The sequence below is a fragment of the Devosia psychrophila genome (assembly GCF_000971275.1).
GTDB classification, from domain to species: Bacteria; Pseudomonadota; Alphaproteobacteria; order Rhizobiales; family Devosiaceae; genus Devosia; species Devosia psychrophila.
On sequence record NZ_LAPV01000192.1, the window covers coordinates 18,046 to 33,952 of the forward strand.

The 15,907-nt window shown below is 60.5% G+C and carries 14 protein-coding genes and 1 pseudogene; 9 read left to right on the forward strand and 6 right to left on the reverse strand.

What is annotated here, in order from left to right; translation table 11 throughout:
* Positions 1–35: 35 nt before the first annotated feature.
* From dnaG to WH91_RS20000, 5 genes are all read left to right on the forward strand, one after another.
* Positions 36–1,970 carry a DNA primase gene (gene dnaG, locus WH91_RS19980; RefSeq protein WP_046172778.1) on the forward strand — a complete coding sequence of 645 codons (1,935 nt, stop codon included), beginning with the start codon at positions 36–38 and terminating at the stop codon, positions 1,968–1,970.
* 187 nt (positions 1,971–2,157) lie between these two features.
* The gene (rpoD, locus tag WH91_RS19985) at positions 2,158–4,230 is read left to right on the forward strand and encodes an RNA polymerase sigma factor RpoD (RefSeq protein ID WP_046172779.1); all 2,073 of its coding nucleotides are present in this window, start codon (positions 2,158–2,160) and stop codon (positions 4,228–4,230) included.
* A 76-nt stretch (positions 4,231–4,306) separates the two neighbouring features.
* Complete coding sequence (locus WH91_RS19990; protein ID WP_046172830.1) at positions 4,307–4,618, forward strand: DUF2442 domain-containing protein; 312 nt, start codon at positions 4,307–4,309, stop codon at positions 4,616–4,618.
* A gap of 11 nt (positions 4,619–4,629) precedes the next feature.
* Positions 4,630–4,920 carry an HlyU family transcriptional regulator gene (locus WH91_RS19995; RefSeq protein ID WP_046172780.1) on the forward strand — a complete coding sequence of 97 codons (291 nt, stop codon included), beginning with the start codon at positions 4,630–4,632 and terminating at the stop codon, positions 4,918–4,920.
* Positions 4,921–5,006: 86 nt separating this feature from the next.
* Entirely contained in the window at positions 5,007–5,228 is a 222-nt protein-coding gene (locus WH91_RS20000) for a hypothetical protein (RefSeq protein WP_046172781.1), read from the forward strand.
* On the opposite strand, the pseudogene WH91_RS20005 reads toward WH91_RS20000, so the two are convergent.
* The 5 genes and pseudogenes from WH91_RS20005 to WH91_RS20025 form a co-directional block, all read right to left on the reverse strand.
* Positions 5,209–6,264 (reverse strand): annotated as a pseudogene (locus tag WH91_RS20005) (LLM class flavin-dependent oxidoreductase). The gene WH91_RS20000 and the pseudogene WH91_RS20005 sit on opposite strands and share 20 nt — an antisense overlap.
* A 100-nt stretch (positions 6,265–6,364) precedes the next feature.
* Positions 6,365–7,054 carry a tellurite resistance TerB family protein gene (locus tag WH91_RS20010; RefSeq protein ID WP_046172782.1) on the reverse strand — a complete coding sequence of 230 codons (690 nt, stop codon included), beginning with the start codon at positions 7,052–7,054 and terminating at the stop codon, positions 6,365–6,367.
* 178 nt (positions 7,055–7,232) lie between these two features.
* Positions 7,233–7,619, reverse strand: coding sequence for a hypothetical protein (locus WH91_RS25000; RefSeq protein WP_046172783.1), 387 nt, complete (start codon positions 7,617–7,619; stop codon positions 7,233–7,235).
* A 181-nt stretch (positions 7,620–7,800) separates the two neighbouring features.
* Positions 7,801–8,316: a TIGR00645 family protein gene (locus WH91_RS20020; protein ID WP_052953007.1), complete on the reverse strand. Its 516-nt coding sequence runs from the start codon at positions 8,314–8,316 to the stop codon at positions 7,801–7,803.
* Between the two features lie 135 nt (positions 8,317–8,451).
* Positions 8,452–10,653: an OmpA family protein gene (locus WH91_RS20025; protein ID WP_052953008.1), complete on the reverse strand. Its 2,202-nt coding sequence runs from the start codon at positions 10,651–10,653 to the stop codon at positions 8,452–8,454.
* A 255-nt stretch (positions 10,654–10,908) separates the two neighbouring features.
* On the opposite strand from WH91_RS20025, the gene WH91_RS20030 reads away from it, so the two are divergent.
* Both WH91_RS20030 and WH91_RS20035 read left to right on the forward strand, forming a co-directional pair.
* Positions 10,909–11,331 carry a secondary thiamine-phosphate synthase enzyme YjbQ gene (locus WH91_RS20030; RefSeq protein ID WP_046172784.1) on the forward strand — a complete coding sequence of 141 codons (423 nt, stop codon included), beginning with the start codon at positions 10,909–10,911 and terminating at the stop codon, positions 11,329–11,331.
* Positions 11,331–12,161: a sulfite exporter TauE/SafE family protein gene (locus tag WH91_RS20035; protein ID WP_046172785.1), complete on the forward strand. Its 831-nt coding sequence runs from the start codon at positions 11,331–11,333 to the stop codon at positions 12,159–12,161. The genes WH91_RS20030 and WH91_RS20035 overlap by 1 nt, the downstream gene beginning before the upstream one ends.
* Positions 12,162–12,284: 123 nt before the next feature.
* On the opposite strand, the gene WH91_RS20040 is transcribed toward WH91_RS20035, so the two are convergent.
* On the reverse strand, positions 12,285–13,001 hold the full coding sequence (locus WH91_RS20040) for an SIMPL domain-containing protein (RefSeq protein WP_046172786.1): 717 nt from the start codon (positions 12,999–13,001) through the stop codon (positions 12,285–12,287).
* A 180-nt stretch (positions 13,002–13,181) separates the two neighbouring features.
* Between WH91_RS20040 and WH91_RS20045 the strand changes: the two genes are divergently transcribed.
* A complete protein-coding gene (locus tag WH91_RS20045; RefSeq protein WP_046172787.1) occupies positions 13,182–14,333 on the forward strand; it encodes a fumarylacetoacetate hydrolase family protein in 1,152 nt (383 codons plus the stop codon).
* A gap of 25 nt (positions 14,334–14,358) precedes the next feature.
* A complete protein-coding gene (locus WH91_RS20050) occupies positions 14,359–15,798 on the forward strand; it encodes an aldehyde dehydrogenase family protein (RefSeq protein ID WP_046172788.1) in 1,440 nt (479 codons plus the stop codon).
* Positions 15,799–15,907: the final 109 nt, after the last annotated feature.

The window sequence follows — 15,907 nt, forward strand, 5'->3', positions numbered from 1 at the left end:
TGACTCTGGGGCAATGAGTGCTTACTTAGCACCTCATGCGCTTTTCCGATCAGTTTCTCGATGAGATCCGTCAACGCCTGCCGATAACGCAGGTGGTGGGCGAGCATGTGCTGTGGGACAAGCGCAAAAGCCAGCCGGGCAAGGGCGATATGTGGGCCTGCTGCCCGTTCCATGGGGAAAAAAGCCCGAGCTTTCACGCCGATGACCGGCGCGGCATCTATCATTGCTTTGGCTGCGGCGTGTCGGGCGATCATTTTCGGTTCCTGACCGAAAAGGCCGGTATGAGCTTTCCCGAGGCAGTGGAGCGGTTGGCGGGCATGGCCGGCGTGCCGATGCCGGCACGCGACGAGCGCCAGGAGAAGCGCGAGGCCGAACGCAAGAGCCTGATCGACGTCATGGAACTGGCGACGAAATATTTTGAGGCTGCCCTGCAGCATAATATCGGGGCGCGGGCCCGTGGCTATCTGCTTGAGCGGGGCGTTTCCTCGCAGAGCCAGACGCGGTTCCGCATCGGCTTTTCGCCGGATAGCCGCAACGGGCTGAAGGAACATCTGGCAGGCAATGGCGTCTCGGCGCAGGACATGGTCGATACCGGACTGGTGGCCAGCCGTGACGGCGATGCGCTGACCTACGACCGGTTCCGCAATCGCGTGATGTTCCCGATCATGGATTTCCGAGGCCGGGTGATCGCCTTTGGCGGTCGTGCGCTGTCGGCCGATGTGCCGGCGAAATACCTGAACTCGCCCGAGACCGAACTCTTCAGCAAGCGGCGCACGCTGTATAATGGCCAGACGGCACGGCAGGCAGCACGCGACGGCAGCACGGTCATCGTGGTCGAGGGCTATCTCGACGTCATCGCGGCGGTGTCGGCGGGTTTCGAGGGCACGGTTGCGCCCTTGGGTACGGCGATGACCGAGGAGCACCTGCAGATGCTCTGGCAGATGTCGCCCGACCCGGTGCTGTGTTTTGATGGCGACAAGGCCGGGCTGAAGGCTGCCGAGCGCACGGCGGATATCGTCATGCCGCATCTCAAGCCGGGTTTTACCGTGCGCATCGCGACGCTGCCCGAGGGGCAGGACCCGGATGATTTGATCAAGGCGCAGGGCCGTGGCGCTTTTGCCGATGTGATCGATCGGGCGCGGTCGCTGTCGGATGTGATCTGGAGCATGGAGACGGGCGGGCTGGTGCCGGAAACGCCGGAAGCCCGGGCGGCGCTACAGGCACGGTTGCGCGAACGGTCCAACGGCATCCAGGACAGCTCGGTACGCTTCCATTATTCGCAGGCGTTCGACGAAAAGCTGCGGGCTTTCCTCGCTCCAATGCGGCAAAACCGGTTCGAACCGCGTGGCGGGCAGCAGCGCTATGGCCAAAGCGGGGCTTATGGCTACCCCAGTCGTGGCACGCCGCGTCTGGTGGTCAGCGACACCCTGCGCAATTCGCGATTGCTGAAACCGGGCTCGATGGCCGAGGCGACGCCGCGCGAGGCGACGATCATCCTGAGCCTGGTCAATCACCCGGCGCTGGTCGAGGACAAGTTCGAATTGCTGGCCGCGATCGACTTCGACACGCCGCTGGCGCAAAAGGTGATGGGCGAGATTTTAAGCCTATGCGTGCGGCATCACGATATTTCGGCAGAGGACCTTAAGTCAGCGTTGGGGGCGCGCGGGCACGGGCCGACGTTGGACCGGATGGCCGATGTTTTGCTGCGGCAGGGCGTTTGGCAGATCGCGACCGAGATCGCCTTGCCCGATGCCGAGACCGGTTTAAGTCACGCACTGGCCTTGCATAATAAGAAAGTTCAACTAAATAGGGAGCTCAAAGCAGCCGAAGCGGCGCTGGGCGAAGACCCAAGCGAAGAAACCTTTGAAAGGCTGCGGGACATCAAGAACCAGATTACCACTGTCGATGGCACAGAGGCATTGATCGAAGGATTTGGTTCGTTATCGGGACGCGCGACACGCAGCTTTTAGGAGTTTTCTCCGAAAAGTGCGGGTACGCGCGATTTTGCATATGGTGATATGCGAAACTAATCCGAAGCGAACCGGGTTGCTACTTGAGGCGTTAACGCCTTGGTGACCAAACCTTTACCTTGCCTTGAGGTGTCACCACTTAAAGCCTTATTCGGGCCCGGGCGCACGGGATCCGACGGAGTACCAGATGGCCACCAAGGCAGCACCCAAGACGACCAAGGAAACCGAGAAGCCGGAAGCCGGCGCCCCCGAGGCGACGAACGACTCTCCGCTACTCGACCTTTCCGATGCCGCGGTAAAGAAGCTCATCAAGGTCGCCAAGAAGCGCGGCTACGTTACCTATGAAGAGCTCAATGCGGTGATGCCATCGGACGAAGTTTCGTCCGAGCAGATCGAAGATTTCATGTCGATGTTTTCGGACATGGGCATCAATGTCGTTGACGAAGACGAGGTCGAAGAGACCGAAGTCGAGAAGGACGAAGAAGACCAGGGCCAGGAAGTGGCTCCGGCCACCGGCACTGCTGTCGCTTCGACCTCCAATACCAAGACGGGTTCAGATCGTACCGATGACCCGGTGCGCATGTATCTGCGCGAAATGGGCTCGGTCGAACTGCTGAGCCGCGAAGGCGAAATCGCCATCGCAAAGCGCATCGAGGCCGGTCGCGAGACCATGATCGAAGGCCTGTGCGAATCGCCACTGACCTTCCAGGCCATTATCATCTGGCGCGACCAACTCGCGCAGGGTGAAATTCTGCTGCGCGACATCATCGATCTCGAGGCTACCTATGCCGGCCCCGATGCCAAGCAGGCTGCTCCCGACATGTCCGCTGCCTATCAGGCGCCACGGCCGGAAGCCATTGCCGAGAAGGCTCGGGCTGCTGCGGCGGCTCCTGCGCCGAAGCGCGCTGCTGGTGGCGAGGACGACGACTACGTGCCCGAAGAGCCGCAAGCTCCACAGGACCCGGCGCCCGACGACGATGACGACGAGTACGAGAACGCGCTGTCGCTGTCGGCGATGGAAGCCGAGCTCAAGCCGCAGGTGGTCGAGACCTTCGACCGCATCGCCAATGCTTACGGGCAGATGCGCGAAATGCAGGACAAGCATGCCGAGGACCGTAGTGCCTCGGTGTCGGATGGCGACCGCAAGAAGATCGAGGCGTTCCGCGTCGAAGTGATTGCCGACGTCAAGTCGCTGTCGCTCAACAACGGCCGCATCGAAAACCTGGTCGAGCAGCTCTATGACATCAACAAGCGCCTGGTGAAGCTGGAAGGGCGCCTGCTGCGTCTTGCCGAAAGCTATGGCGTCAAGCGCGAGACCTTCCTCGAGAGCTATTATGGCCGCGAGGTCGATCCGACCTGGGAATCCTCCATCGAAGGTTTCGATGGCAAGGGCTGGGCGGAATTTGCCAAGCGCGAAGCCGATACGATCCATGAAATTCGTGGTGACGTTGGCACCCTTGCGACCGAAGCCGGCCTCAATATCGGCGAGTACCGCCGCATCGTGCACAAGGTCCAGAAAGGCGAGCGCGAAGCTGCGATCGCCAAGAAGGAGATGGTTGAAGCCAACCTCCGCCTCGTGATCTCGATCGCCAAGAAATACACCAACCGCGGTTTGCAGTTCCTCGATCTGATCCAGGAAGGCAATATCGGCCTTATGAAGGCTGTCGACAAGTTCGAATATCGCCGCGGCTACAAGTTCTCGACCTATGCGACCTGGTGGATTCGCCAGGCAATCACGCGCTCGATCGCCGACCAGGCCCGTACCATCCGTATTCCGGTGCACATGATCGAGACGATCAACAAGATCGTCCGTACCTCGCGCCAGATGCTGCATGAAATCGGCCGCGAACCGACCCCCGAGGAGCTCAGCGAAAAGCTGCAGATGCCTTTGGATAAGGTCCGCAAGGTGCTCAAGATCGCCAAGGAGCCGATCTCGCTCGAAACGCCAATCGGCGACGAGGAAGATTCCAACCTCGGCGATTTCATCCAGGACGTAAACGCGATCCAGCCGATCGACGCCGCGATCCAGAGTAACCTGCGCGAGACCACGACTCGCGTGCTGGCATCGCTGACGCCGCGTGAAGAACGCGTGCTGCGCATGCGCTTCGGTATCGGCATGAACACCGATCACACACTGGAAGAAGTCGGGCAGCAGTTTTCGGTGACGCGCGAGCGTATTCGCCAGATCGAAGCCAAGGCCCTGCGCAAGCTTAAGCACCCGAGCCGCAGCAGGAAGTTGCGGAGCTTCCTCGACAACTAAGCTATTGGGTCATCCCCGCGAAAGCGGGGATGATCGTTTGACGGCTAGGGACTTCGCGATATGGGGGATGTTTGAAATGACGACAGTCCCCACTCGCCTTAAGCTGACGACCATCAGGGCTATCGTTCCTTTCAAGCTGGTGGTGACGTTTTCCGATGGCTCGTATGGCACGTTCGATGCCGCGCCGATGATCGGGGAACGCGGTGAGGGCACCGAGCCGTTGCGGGATCGGCGCTTCTTTGGCAGTGTCGAGCTGAAAAACGGCGTGCCCACCTGGCCGAACCACTTCGATGTGTCGCCGGGCTGGCTGCGCGAAGAAATGGAAAAACGCGGCGAACTGCAATTGCCGCTGCCCGTCCGCCGGTTGCGCGGAACGGCTCAAAACTGAGGAGACCAACCATGTCGTTCTGGAAAAACCTGTTCGGTGGCGGTTCTTCGAATGCCGAGCCAGCCGGTGACAAGGTGTTGGGCGAGGAAGGCTACAAGGGCTTCCTGATAAAGGCCATCGAGATGAAGGCCGGTAGCGAGTTGCAACTCGCTGGCACCATTGAAAAAGACATTGGCGGCGAGCTTAAGAGCTATCGGTTCGTGCGTGCAGATCGCATGAGTTCCCGCGATGACCTGACCGCGCTGGCGCTGGCCAAGGGCCGGCAGATCATCGACGAGCAGGGCGAAGCTATTTTCGCCTAAGCCTCTACTGACAAAACTAATTTTGGCGCCAGCGTTCGCGGACATGCTGTCCTGCAAGACCGTCCTGCCGCATAGGAGACTATACCATGGCCAAAAAGCCAACCGCTCGCAGCGAGTACGTGTTCTTCGACGTGATCTATGAAGACGGCAGCCAGCGCTCAAACCGCAAGGTAGAAGCCGCCCTGCTGGGCGGCCTCGATGGCGACGAGCCTGCTCGCACCGAAATCATGAATCAGGACCGGGCCATCTCGGAAAAATCCGGTCTGCCGCCTCTGCAGATCAAGACCATCAAGCGCTCGGGAAAGTAGTCCCCAGCGCCTTATCGATCGCCGGCTTTACGACTGTTCCGTAGAGCTCGATTGCCTTCATGACCTTGTCGTGGGGCAGGGTGCCGACGCTGAGTTGCAGGCCGAAACGGTCATGCTTGAACCATTCGTGCTGCAGCAGGACCTTGTCGATGATCTCCTGAGGCGAGCCTATGAAATAGGCGCCCTGCGGGGTTGCACCAGCTTCGAACTGGGCACGTGTCGTCGGCGGCCAGCCGCGTTCCTTGCCGATGCGGCTCATGGCCTCGCTGTGTGCCGGGAAAGCGATGTCGCGGGCCTCCTGACTATCGGCCGCAATGAAGCCATGCGAGCTGACGCCGACCGGCAAATCCTTCGGATTGCGGCCGACCTTGGTGGCAGTTTCGCGATAGAACTCAACCAGCGGGGCAAACTGCCTGGGCTGGCCGCCGATGATGGCGAGCATCAGGGGCAGGCCGTAGTAGGCAGCGCGGGCAACCGAATTAGGCGTGCCGCCGACGGCAATCCAGACGGGCAATGGGGTCTGCACCGGCTTGGGAAAAATCTCGATGCCAGGAATAGGCTTGGTGTTGGCGCTGCCGGGCCAGGCGACCTTGCCGCCTTCCCTGATCTTGAGCAGCATTTCGAGCTTCTCTTCGAACAGCGTGTCGTAGTCTTCGAGGGCATAGCTAAACAGCGGGAAGCTCTCGATGAAGGAGCCGCGCCCGGCCATGATCTCGGCGCGGCCATTGCTCAACAGGTCGACCGTGGCGAATTGCTGCCAGACGCGGATCGGGTCCTCCGAGCTTAGCACCGTCACCGCGGTCGAGAGGCGAATGCTCTACGTGCGGGCGGCGGCGGCGGCAAGGACGGTCACCGGGGCAGAGGCCACGTAGTCGGGGCGGTGGTGCTCGCCCAGACCGTAGAAGTCGAGGCCGAGCTGGTCAGCGAGCTCAATTTCCTCCAGCAGGTCCCTCAAACGCTCGGCAGGACTTTGCAGCGCGTTGCCATTGAGGGCGTCAGGGGTATTTTCGGCAAACGAGTAGAGTCCGAGTTCCATCTGGATAGCTCCTGTTGGCTCACCAATGGCTTGCTCGGCCGATGCGATCAAGAACGCACATCGGTGTAACCGCGCGCCGTGGGCGCGCGGCATTTCCGGTTCAGACGTTGCTGCTGGAAGGCGTGTATGCAAACGGAGCGGCTGGAGCCGCCGCGGGCTCTGGAGCCCTTGCACCGGCCGCCTTGTGGATTTCGGTGACGAGAGCTGGATCGAGGCGCAGCTTAGATGCCAAGGCGTCGAGATAAGCGCGTTCAGACGCCGTGTCGGCAGTTATCGCCACCAGCGAGGCCGCATAAATCTCAGTGGCATGTTCCGGCGTATCGGCGCGGGCGACCACGGCGTTGATGTCGAGCGGAGTCGATAGTTCATCGAACACCCAGGCCTTCTCCTCGGAGGAAAGGGTCATGGTTTCGAGCTTTGAGAAAATGGCTTCCTTCTCGTCCGCATCGATACGGCCATCGGCCTTGGCGGCGGCGATCATGGCGCGGACCAATGTCTTGCCGAGCTCTTCCTGGGCATGGCTATCGCTAACCGCAGGAATAAATGCGTCCTGCTGAACAGCAGGGGCTTGAGCGCCCTGCTGGTTCTTCTGGTAATTTTGCCAAGCATTAAATGCCAAGCCGCCCACCGCCGCCACGGCACCAAGCTGAACTGCACTGCCAGCCAGTTTACCCAAGCCGCCGCCACTCAACAGCATGCCTGCTGCAAGACCGGCGGCGCCGGTAACTGCGGTGCGTTGCGTTCCCTGGTCGCTCTGCAAGGCTTTAAGAATCTGATCGATGTTGAACATTGGTACTCCCTCGATTGTCAGCTCACGAGATGGGGGCGGATTGGGCCTGGCGCAAGACCCGGAGGGGAGACCGATTGCCGCTGCCTGCACTTAGACAAAGAAAGACCCCGGTGGGGCGACCGGGGCCTAAACGATATCACCAGAGGGAGGGCTGGAAATACCGATAGATTACGCGCCGTTATTGAGCGGCTGGTGCAGCAGGTGTCGGGGTCACCGCATCAGTGGCCGGAGCCTCGACTGCCGGGGCCGCTGTCGCCGGGGCGGCGTCAACCGCTGGTGCCTCGGTCATCGGTGCAGCATTAGCAGCTGGTGCCGCTGGCGCTTGCGTCATTGGAGCCGGAGCAATGGCAGGATCGGCAGGCGCATCAATGCCAGCAGGGGCAGCGTTATTGACATCAACTGTGGTGGACGGGCCCGAATTGGCCGAAAACACCAGATAGCCAATGGCGAGTAGTGCCAGGGCTACGATAATGCCGACAAACCAGCCTGTGCCGCTGCTTTCGCGCGTATAAACAGTGCGGTTCTCGTCGTTTGTGTAGACGGTATCGCGTTCTGGGATAGCCATGATGAGATCCTTTGTGTTTCACCGTATGACAAAGAAACGCGGGCTTTTTGTTTTCGTTCCCAAATGCGTGATCACTCTGACTGCAAATTGGTACGGCCGGATTTACTTGTTTTGATTCAATAGATTGCCCGGACCACGATGGCGAGAAAAACGCACTAGCCTTGGCGTCGCCCTTGAAATCTCAGAGATCCGACGCTTTTTCTTTGCTCGGGTTCTTGGAAATCCGGTCGATCAAGGCCAGAAACAGCGCCGATGCGATGAAGGTGACATGCAGGATCGTGTGCCACATGATCTGGTTGTCGGTGTATTTCGGCACGTTGAGAAAAATCTGCAGCAGGTGAATCGATGAGATCGCCACGATGGTGGAAGCGACCTTGATCTTGAGCGAGCCGGCATCGATCTGGCCGAGCCAGCGCACGTCATCCTCATTGTCAAAGCGGGAGACGAAATTTTCGTAACCCGAGATTATGACCATAACGACCAGGCTGGCGATCAGCGCTGCGTCGATCAGGCCCAAAATCTTGAGGATGGTCTCGGTTTCATCCAGGCCGATCAGGTGGCTGGCGAAATCCCAGAGCTTGAAACCGAAACTGACGGCATAGAGCGCCAGCGCAAGGCCCAAGCCGATATAGAAGACCACAAGCAGCCAGCGCGACGCCAGAATGACGCTTTCGACGAAAATTTCCAGCCGCTTCATAATGACGCTCCAGCACAGGGGTGGGTGTCAGATAGCAATTTCCCCGAGTTAGACAAGACAGCGTCGTTCAGGCAGGTGCGGCAAAAAGAAAGGCCGGGCACTGGGCCCGGCCTTTCGCATTGGTGTCGATTTCGATCAGTTCGACGCAGTGGTGATCAGCGGCGTGATGCGGCGGATGGTGACGCGACGGTTCTCTCGCTCACCGGCTTCGGTGCGGATCTTGAGGTAGCGTTCGCCATAGCCCTGGGTGGCCAGGTTTTCCGGCGGCACGCCGTAGAAGTCCGTCAGGATGCGGGCCACCGTAGCAGCACGCAGATCGGACAGGCGCAGGTTGGAAATGTCCGAACCCACGGCGTCGGTGTGACCTTCGATCAGGAAGGTCTCGCTCGGGTTGCGGGCCAGCAGGGCCAGCATGCCGTTGGCAACGCTGGACAGGCCGCCAACCTGGTCGCGGCCGATGGTGGCAGCGCCGGTGTCAAAGGTAAGTCCGCCGACTTCGAGCTTGCGCACGCTGTCACGAACGCGGGACGACCGCTTGACCTCGTCGATCGAGTATAGGCGAGCAACGTTTTCGACCGGTGGCTGGCTGAAGAAGATTTCCACTTCTTCATCGTCGGCGAAAGCGGCGTCCAGCACATAGTCGCGAGCTGGGATGTTGAGGCGCAGTGGCGGCAGGTCCTGACCCGGGTCGCGCCAGGCGATCAGGTCGCTATCATACTGGTCATCGAAGTAGGCGAGGACGTATTCACGGCCGGCAGGATCGATGCGCGAGCGACGGAGAATGTCGCCGTTGCGGTTGCGGACCGTAACGATCTGGGTGCCGTCCGGACGGGTGATGGTTTCACGCGTGCGGTCGTTGCTCAGGTTTTCGTAGAAGATCTCGTCTTCCTGGGCATTGTAGAAACGATCGGTGTCCTGGCCGATGGAATTGACCACCAACTGGGTGCCAATCTGCAGAATGACCTGCGTAATCACGTCACCTGCATTGACCTGCTGCACAGGGGCCTGCTCGATGATGGTCACATTATTTTGCTGACCAATGTTGTTCTGGGTATTGTTGGTAGAATTATCGATGTTCGTGATGTTGTTTACGTAGTTGTTCACGATAGTCTGATTGATCGTCGCTGCGTCGGTAGCAGTGACCTCTGTGCCGGGGTCTGCGGCGACAGAAACGACTGGCTCGGCCGCAAATGCTCGGGTCGCTTCGGACTGAGCGGAGGCATCGGATTCAGGTGGAGCGACCGGTTGAACTTCTTCCACCGCCGCACCCATCCGGGCTTCGGCGGCGGGGTCCGCATCGAAATCTTTGGCGCTGTCGAGCACTGGAGCGATCTGCTCCTGAGTGATGCCCTCGGGCAGGTTTTCGATGACTTCGGTCTGTTCGGCCGGCAGGGTAGCCGGATCGACAGGAGCTGCTGCGGCAGGATCGACTGGCGCGGTTGCGGCTGGATCTGCCGGTGCGACAGGGGTCGCCGGAACTGCAGGCTCGGCAACAGGAGCCGCTGGGGCGCCTGGAAGAGCCGGGACAGCAGGCAGGCTGAGGCCATACTGTGCCAAGCATGTATTGGTGTCAGGGAAGCCGCCCTGAACGCAGAGCGCGTCGATCTCGGCCTGGGCCGCAGATAGCTGGGCCTGCGCAGCAGCGGGGTCACCACCAGCCATCATGTCGGCGATCGCGGTGTTGTAGATGTCGATCTGGGCCCGTACGTCAGCCGAGACATCGACAGAAGCAGGGGCTACAACGGCAGGTGCGGGTTCCACCGCCGGTGCAGCCTCGACTGGGGCGGCGGCAGCTGCTGCGGCGGCTTCTGCATCGGCTTGAGCCTTAGCCTCGGCGGCAGCTTGGGCATTGGCATCTTCAGTAGCCTTTGCCTCAGCGGCGGCGCGTGCGGTCGCTGCTTGTGCGTCGGCTGCTTCAGCATCAGCGGCGGCCTTTGCCTCAGCGTCTGCAGTGGCCTGTGCGTCCGCGTCAGCCTGTACTTTCGCCGCCTCAGCATCAGCGGCGGCCTGAGCATCGGCAGCGGCCTGAACTTCAGCCGCTGCTGCGGCCTCAGCGGCCGCATCAACCTGAGGATCTACGGGGGCCGGCACAGCTTCGGGGGCAGGTGCGGAAATGGCAGCGATACATTCGTCGATGCTGGCGTAGCCGGCGACGATGCAAAGTTCGGTTAGGGGAGCGCTTGCAGCCTCGATGGCTGCGGCGTCACCGGATGCCTGAGCGGCAGCATAGGCCTGATAGGCCGCAACCAGATCGCCATCTTGGGCGCGTACGGTTATCGGCAGCAGGGCCATGAAACCGATACTCGTACCGGTCAGAAGCCAATTTCTACGGCGCATTGTTATTTTCCTTTTAGGTCGGTTGACACTTGAGCCAAGCATCGCGGCGCCAGTCTGAACGGAGACTGAATGAATTTTGAACGTCGATGTTCGATGCCTTCTCCCCGCAATGGCCGAAACGCCTGGAGTCTGTGTTGGTTCCTCCGATCCAGGCGCGACACGTGGCGGTTTGATCGTGGCGCCAATGGGGCAAACTGGACGGATCAGCAAGTCGCTGCGCTGGTTCGGCAGGGGCGATCATGGTAGGTCGGGGGCATGCAACAAGCCATCGAGACGCTGACCATTCCGACGCAAGGGCAGGGGTTCTATGAATTCACCCGCGCAGTACGCCATTTCGTTTCTACAGCGGATATAGCGACGGGGTTGGTGACGGCCTTCGTGCGCCACACCTCATGCTCGCTGCTGATCCAGGAAAACGCCGACGTGGATGTGCAGACCGATCTCGACGGCTTCTTCAAGCGGCTGGTGCCTGAGGGCCTGGACTGGCTGGTACACACAACCGAAGGGCCCGACGACATGCCGGCCCATATCAAGGCGGCGTTGACACAAACTTCCATCGGCATTCCCATCATGGATGGTGAACCAGTGTTCGGCACCTGGCAGGGCATCTATCTTTTCGAGCACCGCAGTCAGCCGCATCGGCGCGAGGTGGTGCTGCATATATTTGGAGACCGTTGATGGATTGGGCGACACTGCTGGGATACTGGCCGTTTGTGTTGGGGCTGATGGTAACCGGCGTGGTGTCGGGCGTTGCCGCTGGTCTGCTAGGCATTGGTGGTGGCGCCATTATCGTGCCGGCGCTGAGCACAGCCTTGCTTTGGCTGGGTTATGACAGCGACGTGGTGCAGCACGTGGCCGTCGGTACGTCGCTGTCCATCATCATCCCGACCGGGTTTATGAGCGCGCGGGCACATTACAAGCGCGGCTCGCTCGATGTCCGGGTGCTCAAACTGTGGACGCCCTTCATTGTGGCCGGGACGTTCATGGGCGGGCTGATGGCCGGGCTGTTTTCGGGCGATGTATTGCGCATCGTCTTCGCCGTGATGGCCTTCGTGATCGCGGCCAATATCGTGTTCGGGTTCCAGACCAAGCTGATGGGGCATCTGAATGGCTCGTCGCTGACGCATCGAATTTCGGCGACGGTCGTCGGCTATATCTCATCGCTGATGGGGATTGGCGGCGGTTCGCTTACCGTGCCGACGCTGGTGGCCTTCGGCGCGACCATGCATTCAGCTGTGGGCACTTCGGCGGCCGTAGGTGTGGCTATCGCCATTTCCGGCACGCTGGGTTTCCTGATCTCGGGCTGGGGCGTGGCGGGCCTGCCGCCGCTGAGCCTCGGTTATATCAACTTGGTAGCGCTGGTACTGGTGGCGGTACTTGCCGCGGTGTTTGCGCCGCTTGGAGCGGCTCTCGCGCACAAGCTGGATCAGAAGACGCTGAAGTATGTGTTCGCCGTGTTTCTCGTGGCAGTGGGGCTGAACATGCTGTGGAAGGTGTTGTTCGGGTAGGCCGCCAAAACAAAAAGCCCCCGCTGGTGCGAGGGCCTTTGTGTTCGGTTGGTGGGGACGGGTGACTACGGTTTACCGTCCGTCCCCACCGCCCAAGCCCCCTTAAAAAAAGGGGTATGGGTATTATTTCTTGTCGGTATCCAGTTCCCACTGAACGTTGACGTTGATGGCGAAAGCCAACTCGCCGCCTTCTACCGGAACAGCGGCTTCGGCTTCGGCGCGCATCGAATACATGGCGACCGGCTGGGGGGAATTGAAGGACTGGCTTTCAGAAATCGAGTTGATTTCGTCCAGCGTGCCTCCGGCAGCGGTGGCATAGAGCTCGGCCTTGGCGCGGGCATCGGCAAAGGCGGCCTTGCGGGCCTCATCGTAAAGCGCGGACGGATCGGCCACCGAGAAGGTTACGCCATTGACAGTATTGGCGCCGATGGTCACGGACTTGTCGAGGATGGAGCCGAGCGTATCGAGCGCGCGAACCGTGACGGTTACGGTGTTGGCAACCTGGTAGCCGGCGATCTTGGGCGGCAGCGAATAGCCATTGGCATCGCGTTCTTCAGTGTAGACATAGTTGGGATTGACCGAGAATCCCGAGGTCTGAATATCGCGGGCTTCGATGCCGAAGGCCTTCAGCTGGGCGATCAGTTCGGCCATGGCGGCGGAGTTGGCGTCGAGCGCCTCACGGGCGGTAGCGCCCTGCGTGGTGACGCCGGAATTGATCTGCGCCACATCCGGAGCGGCCATGACTTCACCTCGGCCTTCGATGGTGATCGAGCCCGCATACGCAGGCACGACAAGGGTGGCGAGTAAGGCAAATGGGACGGCGGCTGCAAAGCGACGCATGAGATGCTCCTAAGTTTGTGGGGGACTAATCCCCATCCAATGCGTCAGTAATGCGGCGCGGATGAACTGGAGTTGAACGGGGCTGTGGACATCGGTTCCTCAACAAAAGTATGACTTTTGAGGGTTGCACTGCGGGGTGCCAGTGCGGTACTCACTGCCCAAGGAAATGAGGGGCGGACCATGGGCGACAGGCACTATCCAGACGGCACATTGCTAGGCCGCGCCCGAGTTCCGGGGTTTGATCATCCGCGCATCGTCACCGTTCGGAACAACGAACTGATCGATATTACCGCCGCTGGATTTGCGCTGGTGCGCGACATTGCCGAGAGCGGCCGAGCCGCCGAGCATGTGCGGACAGCGCCGGGCGTCGGCCTTGGCAATGTCGATGCCGTGCTGGCCAATTCCGTCGCTGCCGACCACGACCCTGCCAAGCCAAGCCTGCTGTCGCCCATCGACCTGCAGGCGATCAAGGCATCGGGCGTGACCTTTGTGGTGTCGCTGCTGGAGCGGGTTATCGAAGAGCAAGCCCGTGGCGATAAGGCACGAGCCGATGCGTTGCGCGGCGAAATCCTTGAGCTGATCGGCATGGACCTGAGCGAGTTGGTGCCAGGCTCAGAGACCGCCATGAAGGTCAAAGAAGCGCTGATCGCCAAGGGCGTGTGGAGCCAGTATCTGGAAGTCGGGATCGGCCCGGATGCGGAAATTTTCACCAAGGGCCAGCCGATGAGCTCGGTTGGTTATGGCGCCGAAGTTGGCCTGCACCCGATTTCGAGCTGGAACAATCCCGAGCCGGAAGTGGCGCTTCTGGTGACCAGTACGGGCGAGATCATCGGCGCGACACTGGGCAATGACGTCAACTTGCGCGACGTCGAGGGCCGCTCGGCGCTGCTGCTGGGCAAGGCCAAGGACAACAATGCCTCGGCCTCGCTCGGGCCATTCATCCGGCTGTTCGATGGCGATTTCACGCTGGAAACCGTCAAGCAATCCGAGATCGCTTTACGCGTTGAAGGACAGGATGGCTTCGTGCTCGAGGGACATTCCTCGATGAACCAGATTTCGCGGACCCCAGAATCGCTGGTGGCGGCGACGGTCGGTGGGCATCACCAGTACCCCGATGGTCTAGTGCTGTATCTCGGCACCATGTTTGCGCCCGTGAAAGACCGCGACGGCGTGGGCAAGGGCTTTACGCACAAGCTCGGCGACGTGGTCTCGATATCGACATTCGAACTGGGCACACTATCTAACAGTGTGAACCTCTCTACCAAATGTCCGCCCTGGATCTACGGCGCCAGCCACCTGCTGCGTGACCTGGCCAAGGCAAGTTTACTTTAAGTTCCCATTCGAAAGGCATTCCAACATGGCTGAACTGCACAAGAACCTCATCAACGGGGAATGGGTGGGCTCGGATGGTATCGAGAATATCAACCCGTCCAACACGGCAGAAGTCGTGGGCGTTTATGCCCGCGCCAGCGCCGAAGAAACCAAGCAGGCTATCGCCGCTGCCAAGGCCGCTTTCCCGGCATGGTCGCGGTCGGGCATTCTTGAACGCCACGCTATCCTCAGCAAGACCAGCCAGGAAATCCTGGCGCGCAAGGCTGAGCTGGGCGAACTGCTGAGCCGCGAAGAAGGCAAGACGCTGCCTGAAGGCATTGGCGAGGTGACCCGCGCGGCGCAGATTTTCGACTTCTTTGCTGGTGAAGTGCTGCGTCTTGCTGGCGAAGTGCTGCCGTCGGTTCGTCCTGGCGTCGGCGTAGAAATCACCCGCGAGCCAATCGGGGTGATTGGCATTATCACGCCGTGGAATTTCCCGATCGCCATCCCGACCTGGAAGTTGGCGCCTGCCTTGGCCTATGGCAACACCGTCGTGATCAAGCCGGCTGATCTGGTGCCGGGTTCGACTTGGGCGATTGTCGATATTCTCGTGCGCAACGGTCTGCCGAAGGGCGTGCTCAACCTCGTGATGGGCAAGGGTTCGGTCGTTGGCCAGACCATGCTTGAGAGCAAGGACGTCAACGCCATCTCGTTCACCGGCTCGGTTGGTACCGGCAAGCGCGTCGCTGCAGCCTCGATCGAAGTCGGTCGCAAATTCCAACTCGAAATGGGCGGCAAGAACCCGACCGTCGTGCTGGATGACGCGGACCTCAAGATTGCGGTCGAGTCCGTTGCGCAGTCCGCCTTCTTCTCGACCGGCCAGCGCTGCACGGCGTCGTCGCGCGTCATCGTGACCGAGGGTATCCACGACAAGTTCGTCGAGGCTTTGGCTGAGCGGACACGCAATCTGCGTGTTGGCGATGCGATGGACAAGAATACGGAAATCGGGCCGGTGGTCGATCCGAGCCAGCTTAAGCAGGACACCGACTATATCGCCATCGGCAAGGCCGAAGGCGCCAAGATCGCGGCCGGTGGCGAACTGGTGAAGGGCGCAAACGAAGGCTACTTCCTGCAGCCAACGCTGTTCACCGAAGCGACCAACCAGATGCGTATTTCGCGTGAGGAAATCTTTGGGCCGGTGGCTTCGGTCATCCGGGTCAAGGATTACGAGGAAGCACTGTTCACGGCCAATGATACCGAGTTCGGCCTGTCGGCTGGCATCGTCACCACCTCGCTCAAGTATGCGACGCACTTCAAGCGCAATGTCGAAGCTGGCATGGTGATGGTCAACGTACCGACCGCAGGCGTGGATTTCCATGTGCCGTTCGGTGGTCGCAAGGGCTCGAGCTATGGCTCGCGGGAACAGGGCAAGTATGCGGCAGAGTTCTTCACGGTTGTAAAAACTGCCTATACCGCAGCTGGTTAGTTCGGACTGATCGAATATGGCAGCGGCGCTTGGACCTGATCCGAGCGCCGCTGCTTTTTTGTGCCGCGATGAGAGTGGCCCTCGGGTCAAGCCCGAGGGAGAAAGGGTA

Bases quoted from the DNA above. Each gene is read 5' to 3' on its own strand.
- WH91_RS20050 (WP_046172788.1), top strand. From the start codon at position 14,359: ATGGCTGAACTGCACAAGAACCTCATCAACGGGGAATGGGTGGGCTCG.
- WH91_RS20020 (WP_052953007.1), bottom strand. From the start codon at position 8,316: ATGAAGCGGCTGGAAATTTTCGTCGAAAGCGTCATTCTGGCGTCGCGC.
- WH91_RS20025 (WP_052953008.1), bottom strand. From the start codon at position 10,653: ATGCGCCGTAGAAATTGGCTTCTGACCGGTACGAGTATCGGTTTCATG.
- WH91_RS20045 (WP_046172787.1), top strand. From the start codon at position 13,182: ATGGGCGACAGGCACTATCCAGACGGCACATTGCTAGGCCGCGCCCGA.
- dnaG (WP_046172778.1), top strand. From the start codon at position 36: ATGCGCTTTTCCGATCAGTTTCTCGATGAGATCCGTCAACGCCTGCCG.
- WH91_RS20030 (WP_046172784.1), top strand. From the start codon at position 10,909: ATGCAACAAGCCATCGAGACGCTGACCATTCCGACGCAAGGGCAGGGG.
- WH91_RS20035 (WP_046172785.1), top strand. From the start codon at position 11,331: ATGGATTGGGCGACACTGCTGGGATACTGGCCGTTTGTGTTGGGGCTG.
- WH91_RS20010 (WP_046172782.1), bottom strand. From the start codon at position 7,054: ATGTTCAACATCGATCAGATTCTTAAAGCCTTGCAGAGCGACCAGGGA.
- rpoD (WP_046172779.1), top strand. From the start codon at position 2,158: ATGGCCACCAAGGCAGCACCCAAGACGACCAAGGAAACCGAGAAGCCG.
- WH91_RS19995 (WP_046172780.1), top strand. From the start codon at position 4,630: ATGTCGTTCTGGAAAAACCTGTTCGGTGGCGGTTCTTCGAATGCCGAG.
- WH91_RS20040 (WP_046172786.1), bottom strand. From the start codon at position 13,001: ATGCGTCGCTTTGCAGCCGCCGTCCCATTTGCCTTACTCGCCACCCTT.
- WH91_RS19990 (WP_046172830.1), top strand. From the start codon at position 4,307: ATGACGACAGTCCCCACTCGCCTTAAGCTGACGACCATCAGGGCTATC.
- WH91_RS25000 (WP_046172783.1), bottom strand. From the start codon at position 7,619: ATGGCTATCCCAGAACGCGATACCGTCTACACAAACGACGAGAACCGC.
- WH91_RS20000 (WP_046172781.1), top strand. From the start codon at position 5,007: ATGGCCAAAAAGCCAACCGCTCGCAGCGAGTACGTGTTCTTCGACGTG.